General features: G+C 66.5%; 15 protein-coding genes. 4 read left to right on the forward strand and 11 right to left on the reverse strand.

All coding sequences use genetic code 11. The features are described 5' to 3' along the window. Window position 1: 1 nt before the first annotated feature. From era to lepA, 11 genes are all read right to left on the reverse strand, one after another. A complete protein-coding gene (gene era / locus ACYVG2_RS14745; RefSeq protein ID WP_448965792.1) occupies window positions 2–898 on the reverse strand; it encodes a GTPase Era in 897 nt (298 codons plus the stop codon). Then, complete coding sequence (locus tag ACYVG2_RS14750) at window positions 895–2,181, reverse strand: hemolysin family protein (protein ID WP_448965793.1); 1,287 nt, start codon at window positions 2,179–2,181, stop codon at window positions 895–897. The genes era and ACYVG2_RS14750 overlap by 4 nt, the downstream gene beginning before the upstream one ends. Continuing rightward, the gene (ybeY, locus tag ACYVG2_RS14755) at window positions 2,178–2,639 is read right to left on the reverse strand and encodes an rRNA maturation RNase YbeY (protein WP_460781949.1); all 462 of its coding nucleotides are present in this window, start codon (window positions 2,637–2,639) and stop codon (window positions 2,178–2,180) included. The genes ACYVG2_RS14750 and ybeY overlap by 4 nt, the downstream gene beginning before the upstream one ends. After that, complete coding sequence (locus ACYVG2_RS14760; RefSeq protein WP_448966161.1) at window positions 2,633–3,661, reverse strand: PhoH family protein; 1,029 nt, start codon at window positions 3,659–3,661, stop codon at window positions 2,633–2,635. The genes ybeY and ACYVG2_RS14760 overlap by 7 nt, the downstream gene beginning before the upstream one ends. A 49-nt stretch (window positions 3,662–3,710) precedes the next feature. After that, complete coding sequence (locus tag ACYVG2_RS14765) at window positions 3,711–4,058, reverse strand: HIT domain-containing protein (RefSeq protein WP_460781688.1); 348 nt, start codon at window positions 4,056–4,058, stop codon at window positions 3,711–3,713. A 61-nt stretch (window positions 4,059–4,119) separates the two neighbouring features. After that, window positions 4,120–4,848 carry a 16S rRNA (uracil(1498)-N(3))-methyltransferase gene (locus ACYVG2_RS14770; RefSeq protein ID WP_460781689.1) on the reverse strand — a complete coding sequence of 243 codons (729 nt, stop codon included), beginning with the start codon at window positions 4,846–4,848 and terminating at the stop codon, window positions 4,120–4,122. A gap of 12 nt (window positions 4,849–4,860) precedes the next feature. After that, a complete protein-coding gene (gene dnaJ, locus ACYVG2_RS14775) occupies window positions 4,861–5,976 on the reverse strand; it encodes a molecular chaperone DnaJ (RefSeq protein ID WP_448965797.1) in 1,116 nt (371 codons plus the stop codon). A 40-nt stretch (window positions 5,977–6,016) separates the two neighbouring features. Then, window positions 6,017–7,051 carry a heat-inducible transcriptional repressor HrcA gene (gene hrcA / locus ACYVG2_RS14780; RefSeq protein WP_460781690.1) on the reverse strand — a complete coding sequence of 345 codons (1,035 nt, stop codon included), beginning with the start codon at window positions 7,049–7,051 and terminating at the stop codon, window positions 6,017–6,019. Between the two features lie 89 nt (window positions 7,052–7,140). Continuing rightward, window positions 7,141–8,358, reverse strand: a complete 1,218-nt coding sequence (gene hemW, locus ACYVG2_RS14785) for a radical SAM family heme chaperone HemW (RefSeq protein WP_460781691.1) — start codon at window positions 8,356–8,358, stop codon at window positions 7,141–7,143. 13 nt (window positions 8,359–8,371) lie between these two features. Next, the gene (locus ACYVG2_RS14790) at window positions 8,372–9,025 is read right to left on the reverse strand and encodes a DUF1990 family protein (RefSeq protein ID WP_448965800.1); all 654 of its coding nucleotides are present in this window, start codon (window positions 9,023–9,025) and stop codon (window positions 8,372–8,374) included. Between the two features lie 61 nt (window positions 9,026–9,086). Next, window positions 9,087–10,937, reverse strand: a complete 1,851-nt coding sequence (lepA, locus tag ACYVG2_RS14795) for a translation elongation factor 4 (RefSeq protein ID WP_460781692.1) — start codon at window positions 10,935–10,937, stop codon at window positions 9,087–9,089. 173 nt (window positions 10,938–11,110) lie between these two features. On the opposite strand from lepA, the gene ACYVG2_RS14800 reads away from it, so the two are divergent. From ACYVG2_RS14800 to ACYVG2_RS14815, 4 genes are all read left to right on the forward strand, one after another. Next, a complete protein-coding gene (locus ACYVG2_RS14800; RefSeq protein WP_460781693.1) occupies window positions 11,111–12,094 on the forward strand; it encodes an ABC transporter permease in 984 nt (327 codons plus the stop codon). 2 nt (window positions 12,095–12,096) lie between these two features. Then, entirely contained in the window at window positions 12,097–13,026 is a 930-nt protein-coding gene (locus tag ACYVG2_RS14805; RefSeq protein ID WP_448965803.1) for an ABC transporter permease, read from the forward strand. After that, entirely contained in the window at window positions 13,023–14,951 is a 1,929-nt protein-coding gene (locus ACYVG2_RS14810) for an ABC transporter ATP-binding protein (RefSeq protein ID WP_460781694.1), read from the forward strand. Before ACYVG2_RS14805 ends, ACYVG2_RS14810 begins: the two co-directional genes overlap by 4 nt. A gap of 132 nt (window positions 14,952–15,083) precedes the next feature. Beyond that, the gene (locus ACYVG2_RS14815; RefSeq protein ID WP_460781695.1) at window positions 15,084–16,796 is read left to right on the forward strand and encodes an ABC transporter family substrate-binding protein; all 1,713 of its coding nucleotides are present in this window, start codon (window positions 15,084–15,086) and stop codon (window positions 16,794–16,796) included. Window positions 16,797–16,822 lie beyond the last annotated feature (26 nt).

Consider the following 16,822-nt stretch of genomic DNA (forward strand, 5'->3'; position numbering starts at 1 on the left):
GTCAGAACCCGAGCTTGCCCAGCTGCTTCGGGTCGCGCTGCCATTCCTTGGCGACCTTCACATGCAGCGCGAGGAAGACCCTGGTGCCGAGCAGCTCTTCGATCCCGACGCGGGCACGCTTGCCGACATCCGCCAGGCGCTTGCCCTTGTGACCGATGATGATCGCCTTCTGGCTGTCGCGTTCGACGACGATCTGGGCGTGGACATCGGTGAGATCGCTGTTCTCGCGTGGAGCCACATCGTCGATGACCACTGCGATCGAGTGCGGCAGCTCATCGCGCACGCCCTCCAGCGCGGCTTCGCGGATCATCTCCGCGATCCGATCCTCCTGGGACTCGTCGGTCGTGATCCCCTCGGGGTACAGCGCAGGACCCTCCGGCATCATCGCGAGCATCTCATCGGTGAGCACATCGAGCTGCTCGCGCGTGAGCGCGGACAACGGTATGACGGCGGCCCAGTCCTCGCGCAGTGCATCGACCTCGATCAGGCGCTCGGTGATCTGGTCGCGATCGGCGATGTCGGTCTTCGTGACGATCGCGACCTTCTTCGCGCGTCCGTATCCGTCCAGCGACGCCGCGATCCGGCGATCGCCCGGCCCGACCTTCTCCGTCGCCGGCACGCAGAAGCCGATCACATCGACATCGCCCAGCACCTGCTCCACGAGGTCGTTGAGTCGCTCTCCGAGCAGCGTGCGGGGCTTGTGGATCCCTGGGGTGTCGACGATCACGAGCTGACCTGCAGGACGGTTCAGGATGCCGCGGATGGCGCGCCTGGTCGTCTGCGGCTTCTCGCTGGTGATGGCGATCTTCTCGCCCACCAGAGCGTTCGTCAGGGTGGACTTTCCGACGTTGGGACGCCCGACGAAGGTCGCGAATCCGCTGCGGGTGATCTCAGTCATCGTGTCTCTCCATCGTGCGTGTCCTCATTGGTGCCGGCCGCCCGTTCCACGAACACCGTGGCGATGCCCCTGCCCCGGCCGCGTGATGCGCCACCGGTCAGGACGAGCCCGTCGATCGTCGCCGTCACCCCCGGTTGCGGGATCTGATCGACGGCTTTGCCGAGCAGCCCGCCGATCGAGTCGACGTCCTCGTCCTCGAGCTCGATGCCGAAGAGATCGCCCACGTCGTCCAACGACAACCGCGCGCTGACACGGTAGCGGCCATCGCCCAGCTCCACGACCTCCGCAGCGGCGTGGTCGTACTCGTCGGAGATCTCCCCGACGAGCTCTTCGATCAGATCCTCGAGCGTGACGAGGCCGGAGATGCCGCCGTGCTCGTCGATGACGAGGCAGACGTGCACCGCATCGCGCTTCATCTGCTGCAGCAGCGTCTCCGCCCGCATCGACTCCGGCACGAAGGTGGCAGGCCTCGCGATCGGTCGGATCGACGCCGTGCGCCAGGCGCTGTCGTCGCGATACGCGAACTGGACCAGGTCTTTGAGGTAGAGCACGCCGACGACGTCGTCCGCGTCATCATCGACCACCGGCATCCGCGATACGCCGCGTTGCAGGAACAGGGCCATCGCCTCGCTGTTCGTGGCCTCGGCATCGACCGTCACCATCTCGGTGCGCGGCACCATGACGGCGCGCACGAACTGGTCTGTGAAATCGAACACGGAGTGGATGAGGTCGCGGTCGTCCTCTTCGATGAGATCGTTCGAGGCCGCCTCGTCGACCATGCTGAGGAGCTGATCCTCATTCGCGAACGAGCTGCGTCCTGTCCCAGGGGTGACCTTGTTGCCCAGCACGACCAGGCCCTGGGCGATCGGACCGAGAATGAGGCGCAGTCCGCGGACGATCGACGCCGTGCCGCGGATCATGCCCTCCGAGCGCTGTCGTCCGAACGTGCGCGGACTCGCGCCGACCAGGACGAAGGTGATGCCCGTCATGAGGATCGCCGCGGCGAGCATGGCCCACCAGAGGTTCTCGAACATGATCGTGAACGCGACGGTGACGAGCACCGCGGCGGTCACCTCCACGAGGACGCGGATGAACGCGATGGCGTTGACGTGGGCGTCCAGATCGTCGGCGATGCGGGAGAGGGCTTGCGCCCTGCGTCCCTCGGACGCCATCTCGGCGAGATCACCGCGCGAGGTGACGCTGTACGCGGCGTCGATGGACGCCATGAGTCCGCCGAACGCGACCAGCAGGACGGCGCCCAGAAGCAGGAGAATCTCGGTCATCGGCCGTGTTCGACGCGCGCGAACCCTTGGATCAGCGCCTTCTGCAGCCCGAACATCTCACGCTCCTCTTCGGGTTCGGCGTGATCGTATCCGAGCAGGTGCAGCAGCCCGTGGGTCGTGAGGAGGATGAGCTCGTCCATCAGGGTGTGGCCGGCGGCCTGCGCCTGGGTCTCGGCGACCTGCGGGCACAGCACGATGTCCCCGAGCAGCCCGGGAGGCGTCGGGCGGTCCTCGGTGCCGGGGCGCAGCTCGTCCATCGGGAAGCTGAGCACGTCGGTCGGCCCCGGTTCGTCCATCCACTGCACGTGGAGGGCCTCCATGGCGCCCTCGTCGACCAGGACGATCGCGACTTCCGCGTCAGCGCTGACGTGCAGCTGGGCGAGGTTGTAGTCCGTGAGGCGCTGCAGCACCGTCTCGTCGACCTCGATGGCCGATTCGTTGTTGATCTCGATCATGATGAGTGTCCTCGTTTCGGCGCGCGGTCCCTCGGACCGGGGCGCAACCCTGCACGGCGCTCCGCGCGATTCGCGAACTCGTGGGCCTGCTCGCGCTCCGCGCGCTGCGCCGTGCGCTGCTCGTCGTACTCGCTGTACGCATCCACGATCCGGCCGACCAGGGAGTGACGCACGACGTCGGCGCTGGTGAGGCGGGCGAAGTGGATGTCCTCGATGTCGTCCAGCACGCGCGTGACGAGACGGAGGCCGGATGCTCCCTGCGGCAGGTCCACCTGCGTGATGTCTCCGGTGACGACCATCTTCGTGCCGAAGCCGAGACGGGTGAGGAACATCTTCATCTGCTCGGGGGTGGTGTTCTGCGCCTCGTCGAGCACGACGAACGAGTCGTTGAGCGTGCGGCCTCGCATATAGGCGAGCGGCGCGACCTCGATCGTCCCCGTCGCCATGAGCCGGGGGACGACATCGGGATCCATCATCTCGTTGAGGGCGTCGTAGAGCGGGCGAAGATACGGGTCGATCTTGTCGTTGAGCGTGCCCGGCAGGAACCCGAGCCGCTCCCCCGCCTCCACGGCCGGACGCGTGAGGATGATGCGGGTGACCTCCTTGCGCTGCAGCGCCTGCACGGCCTTCGCCATCGCGAGGTAGGTCTTCCCCGTTCCCGCGGGGCCGATGCCGAAGACGATCGTGTTCTCCTCGATCGCGTCGACGTAGTCCTTCTGCCCCTCGGTCTTCGGGCGGATCACACGGCCGCGCGTCGACAGGATCGCCTCGCCGAGCACCTCGCTCGGTCGCGGGCCGCCCTCCTGCCGCAGCATGCGGGCGGAGCTCTGCACATCGCTCGGCGCGAGATCGTAGCCGTCTCTGGTCATCGTGAGCAGTTCCTCCACCAGGGTCTTCGCAGCGGCGACGGGTGCGGCCGCACCGGTCAGGGTGATCTCGTTGCCGCGCACGAGCACCTGCACCTCGGTGTGCTCCTTCTCGAGCATCCGAAGCAGCCGGTCCTGCGGTCCGAGCAGCTGCACCATGGCGATCCCGTCGACATAGATCCGCTCGACGGTCTGGGCAGAGTTGGGGTCAGGCAACGAGGCTCTTCTCGGTCAGTCCGCCCGCGAGTATGTGCGCGTGGACATGGAACACGGTCTGCCCGGCGTTGGCGCCGGTGTTGAAGACCAGACGGAAGTCGCCGTCGGCGTGGTCAGAGGCGAGCTGACCGGCGAACGAGATCAGCTCGGCGAGCAACTCCGGATCGCCTGCGGCAAGCTCGGTGACATCGCGGTACTGCTCGGTCTTCGGGATCACGAGCAGGTGAACGGGTGCCTGCGGTGCGATGTCGCGAATGGCGAACAGCTTCCCCGTGGACGCGATGATCTCACCGGGAACGTCACCGTTGAGGATGCGGGTGAAGATCGAGGGTTCCGTCATGTTCCCAGTCTACGGGGCGGTGCCCCTCGGGCGGCGAGCTTCTGAAGGCTCGGCTGGGGGCTTACCAGCGACCGAGTGTCGCGGACAGCACGGCGATCGCCGCGGGGCCCGCCGTCGACGTGCGCAGCACCGTGTCGCCGAGGCGGACCCGTTCGGCACCGGCGGCCTCGAACGTCGCGAGCTCCTCCGGGGCGATCCCGCCCTCCGGCCCGACGATGAGCACGATGTCGCGGTGGTCCGGCCTGACCGACGACAGCCGCGAGTCGGCGGTCGGATCGAGCACCAGCATCCGCTGCCCCACGGTCTGCGCGACGAGCTGCGCCGTCGTGAGAGGGGCTGACACCTCCGGCACCCATGCGCGGTGCGCCTGCTTGGATGCCTCCCGCACGATCGCGCTCCACCGGTCGCGTCCCTTGGCGGCTTTCGGGCCCTCCCAGCGCGAGATGCTCCGCGCTGCCTGCCACGGCACGACCTCGTCGACGCCCAACTCGCACGCCGCCTGCACCGCGAGTTCATCACGATCGCCCTTCGCGAGGGCCTGCACGAGCACGAGTCGAGTCGACGGGGCCTCGGCCTGCACTCGGCCGGTGATCCTCACGTCGACACGTGACGCTGACACGTCCGTGACCGCACCGTCCAGCCACGTACCTGCACCGTCGCCGATCGTCACGGTCTCACCGACGCGCAGTCGCCGCACGACCGCCGCATGCTTGGCCTCGGTGCCCGTCAAGGACACGATGTCGCCGATCGATGCCGAGCCCGAGCTCTCCACCAGGAAGTGCAACGCCATAGGGTCCTCCGATCAGTGACGGAATCTGTCGCGCAGCTTCGAGAACAGCCCCTGTTGGAACTGTGCGAGCTGCGGACCGGGCGCCTTCTGCTTCTTCGCGAAGTCCTCGATCAGCGCGCGCTGCGACGAGTCGAGCTTGGTCGGTGTCACGACCTGCACGCCTACTCGAAGGTCGCCGCGCTGGGTGCCGCGCAGCGGCGTGATGCCGCGGCCCTTGATCGTGAGCACGTCGCCGGACTGGACGCCCGGACGGATCTCGAGATCCACCTTGCCGTCGAGGCCGTCGATCGCCGTCTCCGTGCCGAGGATCGCGTCGGTCATCGACACTTCGAGCGTCGCGAGCAGATCGTCGCCGTCACGGCTGAAGGCGGCGTGCGGCGAGACGGTGACCTCGACGTAGAGATCGCCGTTCGGGCCGCCCGCCCTGCCGACCTCGCCAGAGCCCGGCAGCTGCAGGCGCAGACCGGTCTCGACGCCCGAGGGGATGTCGAGCGAGACGGTGCGACGCGAGCGCACGCGGCCCTGGCCGGCGCACGTGCCGCACGGGTGCGGGATCGTGGTGCCGTAGCCCTCGCAGCTGCCACACGGCTGCGACGTCACGACGTTGCCGAGCAGACTGCGCACCTGGCGCTGCACGTGCCCCGTTCCGCCGCAGATGTCGCAGGTCACGGGCGAGGTGCCCGGCTGCGTGCATGAGCCCTGACAGGTCTCGCACAGCACCGCCGTGTCGACCTCGATGTCGCGGTGCGCCCCGAACACGACGTCGCCGAGGTCGAGCGTGACGCGAACCAGGGCGTCCTGGCCGCGTTCGCGACGAGACCGCGGCCGGCCGCCCCGGCCGCCGCCCTGGGCTGCTCCGAAGAACGTCTCGAAGATGTCGCCGAAGCCTCCGAAACCGCCGAAGTCACCGCCACCGGCGCCGTCGCCACCGCCCATGTCGTAGCGACGACGCGATTCGTCATCGCTGAGCACGTCGTAGGCGTGGGTCACGCTCTTGAAGCGCTCGGCCGCGTCCTCGCCTGGATTCACATCCGGGTGCAGCTGTCGAGCGAGCTTCCGGTACGCCTTCTTGATCTCGTCCGTCGTCGCGTCACGCGACACCCCGAGAACCTCATAGTGGTCCGCCACAATCACCTTCCTGCATGTGCAAACTGTCGAGCGGTCCGCGTCAGCGGCTCGCTTCGTCCTCATCGAGCATTCGCGACAGATAACGGGCCACAGCCCGCGCCGCCGCGAGATTGCTCGGATAGTCCATGCGCGTCGGGCCCATCACACCGACCCGCGCCGTGCCGCCTGGCGTCAGGTAGTTGCTCGCCACGATCGAGGCCTCGGGGAGCCCGAACGGCTCGTTCTCCGTGCCGATGCTCGCCGCGAGTCCGTGCTCGTCGGTGACCATCTCGCTCATCAGACGCAGCAGCGTCACCTGCTCTTCGATGGCTGCCAGCAGCGGATGGATGCTGCCGCGGAAATCCTGCTCGCGGCGCGCGAGTGTCGCCGCTCCCGCCATGACCAGGCGCTCCTGCCGGAACTCGTCGAGCTCCTCGCCGATGATGCCCCCGAGCACCCGCACCGCCGCGTCCGTGCGGTTGTCGCTCTGCCCCTCGACGAGCAGCTGCACCCGATCGGACGCCTCACGCACCGACTGACCGGTGAGCAGCGCCGACAGACGGGCGCGCAGCACAGCGACATCCTCGTCATCGAGATCGATGGGCAGACCCGCGATGCGCTGCGAGACGCCGCCGGCATCCGTGACCAGCACCACGAGCAGTCGGTTGGGTGCGAGCGCGACGAGCTCGATGTGCGTCAGGTGCGCCCGCGCGAACGAAGGGTACTGCGCGAGCGCGACCTGACCGGTGAGCTGCGTCAGAACCCTGACGGTGCGCGCCATCAGGTCGTCGAGGTCGGTCGGATCGGTGAGGAACGACTCGATGGCGCTGCGCTGCGCCGACGAGAGCGGTCGCAGCTGCGCCAAGTGGTTGACGAAGACGCGGTATCCCTTGTCGGTCGGCACGCGCCCCGAGGACGTGTGCGGCGCGGTGATCAGCTCTTCGTCCTCGAGCTGCGCCATGTCGTTGCGGATCGTCGCCGCCGAGACGCCGAAGGAATGCCGGTCGACGATCGACTTGCTGCCGACGGGCTCGTGCGACTCGACGTAGTCCTGCACGATGGCTCTGAGAACCTGAAGACCGCGTTCAGTGACCATGTCGCACCCTCCCATCTGGCACTCGAATACTCGGAGTGCCAATTCTACCCCGCGCGCGCTGAGAGCCGGCGGGAGACCCGCAGCACGCGTCAGTCGGTCAGCGCGCGCACCACGGCATCCGCGAGCATCCGTCCTCGCAGTGTGAGACGCACACGTCCGCGCAGCGCAGCGACGCCGTCGATCAGTCCGTCGGCGATGAGACCTGCGACGCCGTCACGATTGTGCTCGGGAACATCGGCGATCGCGAGACCTTCCGCGAGCCTGCTCTCCAGCAGCACCCGCTCCAGCAGGTGCGCCTGCGCATCGGGACGCTCTGTTCCGGCCGCCGGCGATTCGGATGCCGCGATCCGCTGCGCGTACGCGGCAGGATGCTTCACGTTCCACCAGCGGAGCCCCGCGACGTGACTGTGCGCGCCGGGACCGAAACCCCACCAGTCGCTCCCCCGCCAGTACGCCAGGTTGTGCCGCGAGCGCTGCTCGTCGCTGCGTGCCCAGTTGCTCAGTTCGTACCAGTCGTATCCCGCAGCCGCGAGACGCGCGTCGGCGAGCTCGTACATGTCGGCCTGCAGGTCGTCGTCCGGCATCGGCACCTCGCCGCGACGGATCTGGCGCGCGAGCTTCGTGCCGTCCTCGATGATCAGTGCGTAGGCGGAGATGTGGTCGGAATCCAGAGCGAGCGCGTCATCCAGCGATGCCTCCCAGTCGGCGAGGGACTCCCCGGGCGCGCCGTAGATCAGATCCACGCTGACGGCGAGTCCCGCGTCCTTCGCGGCGTCGACCGCCGTGCGCACGTTCTCGGGCCGGTGGGTCCGGTCGAGCGCGGCCAGCACGTGCGGAACGGCGGACTGCATGCCGACCGACAGCCTGGTCACCCCTGCATCCGCGAGCGTTCGCGCGACCGCGGGCGTGACCGTATCGGGATTGGCCTCCACCGTCACCTCGGCGCCGTCGGCCATCCCGAACGCGTCGACCGCGCGCTCCAGCATCCGCGCCAGGTCTCCGGCCGGAAGCAGCGTCGGCGTTCCGCCGCCGAAGAACACCGTGTCCATCGGGCGCAGTGCGCCCGCATCGGAGAGCACCCGTCGGGCGAGCGCGATCTCTGCGGAGAGCGTGTCGGCGTAGTCCTCCTGCCGCGCACCGCGCAGCTCACCGGACGTGTACGTGTTGAAATCGCAGTATCCGCAGCGCACGCGGCAGAACGGGATGTGCAGGTATGCCGAGAATGGCACCTCCGCATCGATCGGCAGGTCGGCGGGAAGCCGGCCGTCGGACGGCGCGGGGTCGCCGAGCGGCAAGGGCCCGGCCATCAGAGTCGCGCCATCACAGCGGCGTCGCGTACAGCGGAGAGATCGCGCGGAGGTAGCGCGCGAAGAGCTCTTTGCGACGACGCTTCACGAGCGTACGCAGCATCCGATAGATCAAGGCGTTGGGTGCGTCGAACGCGCGGACCGTGAACCAGACCTCGTCGGTGCCCTCGCGCCACTCGATCTCGAAGAGCTCTTCACCACTGACGACAGACCCGCCGACCGTGCCGAGCACGAATCCGATCCGCCGCGGTTCCTCGGTCACCGAGATGACGCGGAGTTCAGCATCGGCACGCATTCCGGCGACCCGCCCATGCAGGCGCAGAGTCATGCCCGGTCCTACGAACGGCACGCCCTCCGCGTCGAAGCGCTGCTCGATCTCGCGCGTGCTCGGCGCGATCGGATTGCCCTCCGCATCGAAGCTGACCCCGGAGTATGCCGGACCGGCAGCGGGGCGCACGTCTTCGATGCCGAGCCCGGCCGCCCGCTGCGCCGTCCACGACAGCAGCGCCTCACCGGCGGAGCGGAATCGTTCCTCGCCGCTGCCGATGCGCCAGGAGTCCTCGGCCGGCACGCTGCGCTCCGGCGGGTACTGCATCAGGTCAGGGGCATGAGTGGCCCCGACGGCGGCATAGTCCACCGTGTCGTCTCGGAAAGTCCCGCGCCGCATGAGTTCCAGCCTACTTCGGGTTACCTGAACGGACACCTCCCGCGCCGCGGGAGGTGCAATGCTACTTCTTGTCCTTGCCGTCGACGTCACCGCTCAGCGCGGCGATGAACGCCTCCTGGGGGACCTCGACGCGGCCGACCATCTTCATGCGCTTCTTGCCCTCCTTCTGCTTCTCGAGCAGTTTGCGCTTACGGCTGATGTCACCGCCGTAGCACTTGGCGAGCACGTCCTTGCGCAGGGCCCTGATCGTCTCGCGGGCGATGATCCGCGCACCGATCGCCGCCTGGATCGGTACTTCGAAGTTCTGGCGAGGGATCAGCTTGCGCAGCCGCTCCGCCATGAGAGTGCCGTAGGCGTACGCCTTGTCACGGTGCACGATCGCGCTGAACGCGTCGACCTTGTCGCCCTGCAGCAGCACGTCGACCTTCACGAGGTCGGCGGCCTGTTGGCCGGAGGGTTCGTAGTCGAGGCTCGCGTAGCCCTGGGTCTTCGACTTCAGCTGATCGAAGAAGTCGAACACGATCTCGCCGAGGGGGATGTTGTATCTCAGCTCCACCCGCTCCTCGGAGAAGTACTCCATGCCCAGCAGCGAACCGCGGCGCGTCTGGCACAGTTCCATCACGGTGCCGACGTAGTCCTTCGGAAGGAGGATCGCCGCCTTCACCATGGGCTCGGCGACCGACGCGACCCTGCCGTCGGGGTACTCGCTCGGGTTGGTCACCGTCACCTTCTCGCCCGTATCGGTGGTCACCTCGTAGATCACGCTCGGAGCGGTGGTGATGAGGTCGAGGTCGAACTCGCGCGCGAGCCGCTCGGTGATGATCTCGAGGTGCAGCAGGCCCAGGAACCCGCAGCGGAAGCCGAAGCCGAGGGCCACCGACGTCTCGGGCTCGTACACGAGGGAGGCATCGGACAGCTTCAGCTTGTCGAGCGCCTCGCGGAGCTCCGAGTAGTCGCTTCCGTCGATTGGGTACAGACCGGAGTACACCATCGGCTTGGGGTCGGTGTAGCCCGGAAGCGCTTGGGTCGCTCCGCCGCGACTGGTCGTGACGGTGTCGCCGACCTTCGACTGCCGCACATCCTTCACGCCGGTGATGAGGTAGCCCACCTCGCCGACACCCAGTCCGTCGGAGGGGATCGGCTCAGGGCTGGAGACGCCGATCTCGAGGAGCTCGTGGTTCGCGTGCGTCGACATCATCTGGATGCGCTCACGCGGGGACAGACTGCCGTCGATCATCCGCACGTAGGTGACGACGCCGCGGTAGGCGTCGTAGACGGAGTCGAAGATCATGGCGCGGGCCGGAGCATCCGCGTCGCCCTTGGGCGCAGGGATGTCGCGCACGATGCGGTCGAGCAGCTCTTCCACGCCCACACCGGTCTTGCCCGACACGCGCAGCACGTCCTCGGGGCGCCCGCCGATGAGATCCGCGAGCTCCTTGGCGAACTTGTCCGGGTCCGCGGCAGGCAGATCGATCTTGTTCAGGACCGGGATGATGTGCAGATCGTTCTCGAGCGCGAGATAGAGGTTCGCGAGCGTCTGCGCCTCGATCCCCTGCGCCGCGTCCACGAGCAGGATCGCACCCTCGCATGCGGCCAGCGACCGCGACACCTCGTAGGTGAAGTCGACGTGTCCAGGGGTGTCGATCATGTTCAGCGCGAACGTCTGGGAGTCGTCCTGCCACGGCATCCGCACCGCCTGGCTCTTGATGGTGATCCCGCGCTCGCGCTCGATGTCCATGCGGTCGAGATACTGCGCCCGCATGTCGCGGTCGGAGACGACGCCGGTGATCTGGAGCATGCGGTCGGCGAGGGTCGACTTGCCGTGATCGATGTGGGCGATGATGCAGAAATTGCGGATCTGCGAAGGCGGCGTCGCGGCAGGCGAGAGCGGAGTGAGAGCGCGTGGGGACATGTTCCGACGATTCTACGTTCAGGGGGCCCTAATCCCCGATTCGACTTGACGGGTGATAGTCTCCCGAGGTTGCCTTGGTTCAGATCTGTGGGACTGAGTGCCACGGGCGATCCTCCCGATTCGACGTCGCATCGGACGATCCCGAGCGCGTTGTAAAAGAGAAAGACAAAACCTTGATCAAGTATCTCCTCCGCCGTACCCTCGGCTGGTTGTTGATGATCGTGGTCGCGACCAATCTGACGTTCTTCCTGGCTTGGGGCTTCCTCAACCCCCGGAACAACTTCGTCGGTCGTAGGCCCCCGCTCAGCGAAGAGCAGATCTCCAACCTTCTCCTCCCCCGCAATCTGGACTCCAACGTCCCGATCTGGGAGCGGTGGTGGAACTGGTTCAGCGGGGTGATCTTCCGCTGGGACTGGGGCGTGAGCCCGACGGGCGGCTCGGTGAACGAGCAGCTCGCTTACCGCATGTGGGTGAGCGCCGAGCTCGTGCTCGGTGCGACGATCATCATGACGGTGCTCGGCATCGCGCTCGGCGTGTACACCGCGTCTAGGCAGTACAAGCTCGCCGACCGCATCGGTCAGGCGACGTCGATCATCACGATGAACATCAACGTCATCGTCGCGGCGCTCGGCATCGTGCTTCTCGCGATCGCATTGAACGACTGGCTCGGCGTGCGGGTCTTCTACGTGACGGGCGCCTCCAGCCAGGGGGTGGAAGGCTTCTTCCCCGTCCTGGTGGACAAGCTCCAGCACGTGACGCTGCCGACCATCGCGCTCATCATCGTCGGTTACGCGGGAACGCACTTCCTGCAGCGCTCGTTGCTGCTCGACAACATCAACGCCGACTATGTGCGCACCGCGAGGGCCAAGGGGCTCACCAAGCAGCAGGCCATCCGCAAGCACGCACTGCGCACCTCGCTCATCCCGGTGGCGACGCAGGTGGCGTTCAGCATCCCGGCTGTGTTCACCGGTGCGATCCTCACCGAGTCGATCTTCGCGTGGAACGGCATGGGCAAGTACTTCATCGAGACCATCACGAAGAGCGACATCAACGGCGTCGTCGCCACCGCGGCATTCGCCGGCCTTCTGACCGCGCTCGGAGCGATCCTCTCCGACATCGTGGTCGTCGTTCTCGACCCGCGAGTGAGGGTGAGCTGACCATGAGCGAAATGATCGACCCCACCGTCGAGGCACCCGCAGACCCCGTGATCGCCGAGAAGTCCGACGGCAAGCCGATGTCGAAATGGACGCTGTACACGCGGCGCTTCATGCGCAACAAGCCCGCCGTCGGCGGCATCGTGATCTTCGTGCTGCTCGTCCTGTTCGCGATCATCGGTCCGCTCATCGCGAAGTACGATCACATCGAACTCGACTTCCTCAACCTCGGTACTCCTCCGTCGCTCGAACACTGGTTCGGCACCACGGCATCCGGGAACGACATCTTCGCGCAAGTCGCCGTCGGCACGCAGCGCTCATTGATGATCGCCGTGACCGTGTCGGTGGGAACGACCGTCATCAGCGCCCTGGTCGGCACGGCCGCCGCGTACTTCGGCGGCTGGACCGAGAAGATCAGCCTCACGATCATCCACTTCATGATGGTGATCCCGAGCTTCCTCATCCTCTCGCTGCTGTCGAACCGCTCGGGTGGCGACTGGCGAGTGATCGCGCTGATCATGATCTTCGTCGTGGGCTGGTACTTCCCGGCGCGCGTCATCTGGACGACCGCGCTCTCCCTGCGCGAGCGCGAATACATCCACGCGGCCCGTTACATGGGCGTGCGCGGCATGACGATCGTCATCCGCCATCTGCTCCCGAACATCGGCTCGCTGCTCGTGATCAACTTCACGCTCGGCATCGTCGGCGCGGTCATGGCCGAGACCGGCCTGTCGTTCATCGGCTTCGGCGTCAAGATCCCCGATGTGTCGCTCGGTTCACTGATCGGCTCCGGCGCGAACACCATCACGAGCGCCCCGTGGTTGTTCTACTTCCCGGCCGCCGCCCTGACGCTGCTGACCGTCTCGATGGCGCTCGTCGCCGACGGCCTGCGCGACGCGCTCGATCCCACTTCGGCAGCAGGAGGCCGCGCATGAGCACTGTTCTCTCCGTCCGTGATCTCACGGTCAGCTTCCCCTCCGAGGCCGGCCGCGTCGACGCCGTCCGCGGCGTCTCCTTCGACCTCGAGGCGGGCAAGACGCTCGGCATCGTGGGCGAGTCCGGTTCAGGCAAGTCGGTCACGTCGCTCGCGATCATGGGACTCCTCGACGAGAACGCCCGCGTCACGGGTTCGATCGTGTACGACGGCCAGGAACTGCTGGGCAAGTCGGACAAGCAGATGTCCGTCATCCGCGGCAACGGCATCGCCATGATCTTCCAGGATCCGCTGACGTCGCTCACGCCGGTGTTCACCGTCGGCGACCAGCTGATCGAGGCGCTCACCGTGCACCGCAGCATGTCGAAGCAGGAAGCGTGGGATCGCGCGATCGAACTGCTGCGCGTGGTCGGCATCACGCAGCCGGAGAAGCGCATGAAGGGCTTCCCGCACGAGTTCTCCGGCGGCATGCGCCAGCGCGTGGTGATCGCCATCGCGATGGCCAACAACCCGAAGCTGATCATCGCTGACGAGCCCACCACTGCGCTCGACGTCACGATCCAGGCGCAGATCCTCGACCTCATCGAGAAGGCACAGGCCGAGACCGGTGCTGCGACGATCATGATCACCCACGACATGGGTGTCGTCGCCCGGCTGGCAGACGACGTCATGGTCATGTACGCGGGCAAGCCCATCGAGCACGCGCCGGTCCGCGAACTGTTCCACAATACGCGGATGCCGTACTCGATCGGACTGCTCGGCGCGATCCCCCGCGTGGACAAGGCCGAGAAGGAGCCGCTGACCCCGATCAAGGGCAACCCGCCGCTGCTGATCAACCTGCCTGACGCGTGCCCGTTCGCCGACCGCTGCCCGATCGTGGTCGACGCATGCCGCCAGCGCGAGCCCGAGCTGCTCGATGTGCCGTCGCTGACCGACGCTCCCCACCAGGCGGCGTGCATCCGCGCGCACGAGATCGACGAGAACGGGCTCATCGGCGGTCTCCCCGTCTACCCCGTGCCGGAGATCCCGGAGAGCGACCTGACCCGCACGCCGCGCGAGCAGCGTCCGATCACGCTTGACGTCCGCAACATGAACAAGGTCTTCCCCCTCATGAAGGGTGCGTTCTTCAAGCGCAAGGTCGGCGAGGTGCACGCGGTCAAGAGCGTGAGCTTCGACGTCCGCGAAGCCGAGACCATGGCGATCGTCGGCGAGTCCGGCAGCGGGAAGACCACGACGCTGCTGCAGATCATGGACCTCGTCAAGCAGAACGACGGCGACATCATCATCAACGGCACCAGCGTCAACGACATCACCAGTCACTCGATCGAACGCAAGGTCCGCCGCGACATCCAGATCGTGTTCCAGGACCCGATGGGCGCCCTCGACCCGCGCATGACGGTGGCCGATGTCATCGCCGAGCCATTGCGCGCCATCGGCACCTCGAAGGATGAGGTGCACCGTCGCGTCAAGGAACTCATGGATCTGGTGGGACTCAACCCCGCCCACATCGACAGGTTCCCCGGCGCGTTCTCGGGCGGCCAGCGTCAGCGCATCGGCATCGCCCGTGCGCTGTCGACGAACCCGAAGATCATCGTCCTCGACGAGCCCGTGTCGGCACTCGACGTCTCGATCCAGGCCGGCGTCATCAACCTGCTCGACGAGCTCAAGGCCAAGCTCGGCGTCTCGTACCTGTTCGTGGCGCACGACCTCTCGGTGGTGCGCCACATCGCCGACCGCGTCGCCGTCATGTACCTCGGCGATTTCGTCGAGCACGGCGATGTCGACGACATCTTCGAGAACCCGCAGCATCCGTACACGAAGGCCCTCCTGTCTGCCATCCCGGTGCCGGATCCCGACATCGAGCGCACACGCGAGCGGCTCACGTTCAACCCGGAGACCATGCAGGTCGAGACCTCATCGGTCTGAGCATATTTCCGGCCGATGACAGCTGGTCACCGTCCGATAACAGTTAGGCGCGATTCACTGCGGCCACACGCATTCGGTGAGCGTCCGAACTATTCTTCCCTGTATGACACGCCGAAAGGCGGAAGGAGAACCATGAAGCAGCACAAGCTGATGGGGGCGATCGCGTTCAGCGGCGTCCTCGCACTTGCCCTCGCGGGCTGCGCGAGCGGCACCGGCGACAACAGTGGCGACGGTGGCGACGAGCCCGTGGAGACGCAGGCGGCGGACTTCAACCCGCAACCTCGCGAGAACCTGCAGCAGGGTGGAGAAGTCCGCTTCCCCATCAACGAGATCCCCGAGCAGCTGAACCAGTTCCACAGCGACGGAACCGCCGACACCATGCGTGTGGCGTACTGGTACATGCCGCAGATCCTGCTGGTGAGCCCGGAGGGCGAGCTCTCCAAGAACGACGCGTACCTCGACGAATGGAAGATCGAGGACGTCGACGGCAACACGACCGTCACGTTCACGTTCACGGACGAGGCCCACTGGAACGACGGCACCGACATGGACTGGAAGTCGGTCGAGAACACCTGGATCGCCAACCGTTCTTCGGAAGAGGGCTACGCGCCCAACGCCACGGACGGCTACAAGCAGATCAAGACGGTCGAGCAGGGCGAGACGGCGAAGACCGCTGTCGTCACCTTCGACGGAGAATACGCCTGGCCGTCGATGGCGTTCCTCACCGGCGGACTCGTGCACCCGGCCATCAACACGCCCGAGCTCTTCAACGAGGCGTTCATCGGCGAGCTGCACCCCGAGTGGGGTGCCGGCCCGTACACGGTCGACAAGCTCGACACGAATGCAGGCTTCGTCTCGTTCAAGCCGAACCCGGAGTGGTGGGGCAATGAGCCGCTGCTCGACGAGGTGACCTTCCAGGCCATGGAGGCGTCGGCATCGCTCAACGCCTACAAGAACGGCGAGATCGACACGGTCGTCGCAGGTTCCAAGGACCGCCTGTCTCAGGTCGAGGACGTCGAGGACTCGGTAATCTACCGCGCCCAGCAGACCGCGAAGACCATCATCATGGTCGACGCCGACAAGCCGCAGTTCGCCGACCTCGACGTGCGCAAGGCCTTCTTCCTCGGCATCAACATCGATCAGCAGAAGGAGATCGCCTGGAACGGCCTCGGATATGAGGAGGAGCCCGCAGGCTCGCTCAACATGTACGGGTTCCAGGAAGGCTACAGCGACTCGTTCGCCGAGGCCGGCCTCAAGTACGACGTCGAAGAGGCCAAGAAGCTGCTCGACGAGGCCGGTTGGGTCGAAGGCGAAGACGGCATCCGCGAGAAGGACGGCGAGAAGTTCACGGTCACCTACCCGGTCTTCAGCGACGACCCCACTCAGGAGGCCATCGCCAAGTCGCTCCAGGCACAGCAGAAGGAGCTCGGAATCGACCTCCAGATCGACATCCGTCCGTCGACTGACTTCGGTGCGGATCTGACCTCGAAGAACTGGGACGTCGTCGGCCTGCGCTTCACCGACTCCGACCCGTTCGGACCGGCGTGGTTCTGCCAGCTCTACTGCTCCGACAGCGGCCTGAACCTGTCCGCCACCGGAACGCCGGAGATCGACCAGAAGATCAAGGACGAGGTCGAGTCGAAGACGACGGCCGAGGAATGGACCGCTGCGTCGATGAAGCTCGAGGCCGAGATCATCGCTGAGACCTGGGGCGTCATCCCGCTCTACAACGGCCCGAACATCACCGTTGCCAAGAAGGGTCTCGCCAACCTCACCCCCGAGCCCTACGTGGGTCAGGACCTCTTCGGCATCACGCCGGTGGAGAACGTGGGCTGGGAGAAGTAAGCACTTCGCAGCACTCTGAGCGGGGT

This window comes from Microbacterium shaanxiense, from assembly GCF_054779995.1.

Coding starts and splice junctions, on each gene's coding strand:
- era (WP_448965792.1), bottom strand. CDS start 898: ATGACTGAGATCACCCGCAGCGGATTCGCGACCTTCGTCGGGCGTCCC.
- ACYVG2_RS14750 (WP_448965793.1), bottom strand. CDS start 2,181: ATGACCGAGATTCTCCTGCTTCTGGGCGCCGTCCTGCTGGTCGCGTTC.
- ACYVG2_RS14760 (WP_448966161.1), bottom strand. CDS start 3,661: ATGGTGCAGCTGCTCGGACCGCAGGACCGGCTGCTTCGGATGCTCGAG.
- ACYVG2_RS14765 (WP_460781688.1), bottom strand. CDS start 4,058: ATGACGGAACCCTCGATCTTCACCCGCATCCTCAACGGTGACGTTCCC.
- ACYVG2_RS14770 (WP_460781689.1), bottom strand. CDS start 4,848: ATGGCGTTGCACTTCCTGGTGGAGAGCTCGGGCTCGGCATCGATCGGC.
- hrcA (WP_460781690.1), bottom strand. CDS start 7,051: ATGGTCACTGAACGCGGTCTTCAGGTTCTCAGAGCCATCGTGCAGGAC.
- hemW (WP_460781691.1), bottom strand. CDS start 8,358: ATGGCCGGGCCCTTGCCGCTCGGCGACCCCGCGCCGTCCGACGGCCGG.
- ACYVG2_RS14790 (WP_448965800.1), bottom strand. CDS start 9,025: ATGCGGCGCGGGACTTTCCGAGACGACACGGTGGACTATGCCGCCGTC.
- lepA (WP_460781692.1), bottom strand. CDS start 10,937: ATGTCCCCACGCGCTCTCACTCCGCTCTCGCCTGCCGCGACGCCGCCT.
- ACYVG2_RS14805 (WP_448965803.1), top strand. CDS start 12,097: ATGAGCGAAATGATCGACCCCACCGTCGAGGCACCCGCAGACCCCGTG.
- ACYVG2_RS14810 (WP_460781694.1), top strand. CDS start 13,023: ATGAGCACTGTTCTCTCCGTCCGTGATCTCACGGTCAGCTTCCCCTCC.
- ACYVG2_RS14815 (WP_460781695.1), top strand. CDS start 15,084: ATGAAGCAGCACAAGCTGATGGGGGCGATCGCGTTCAGCGGCGTCCTC.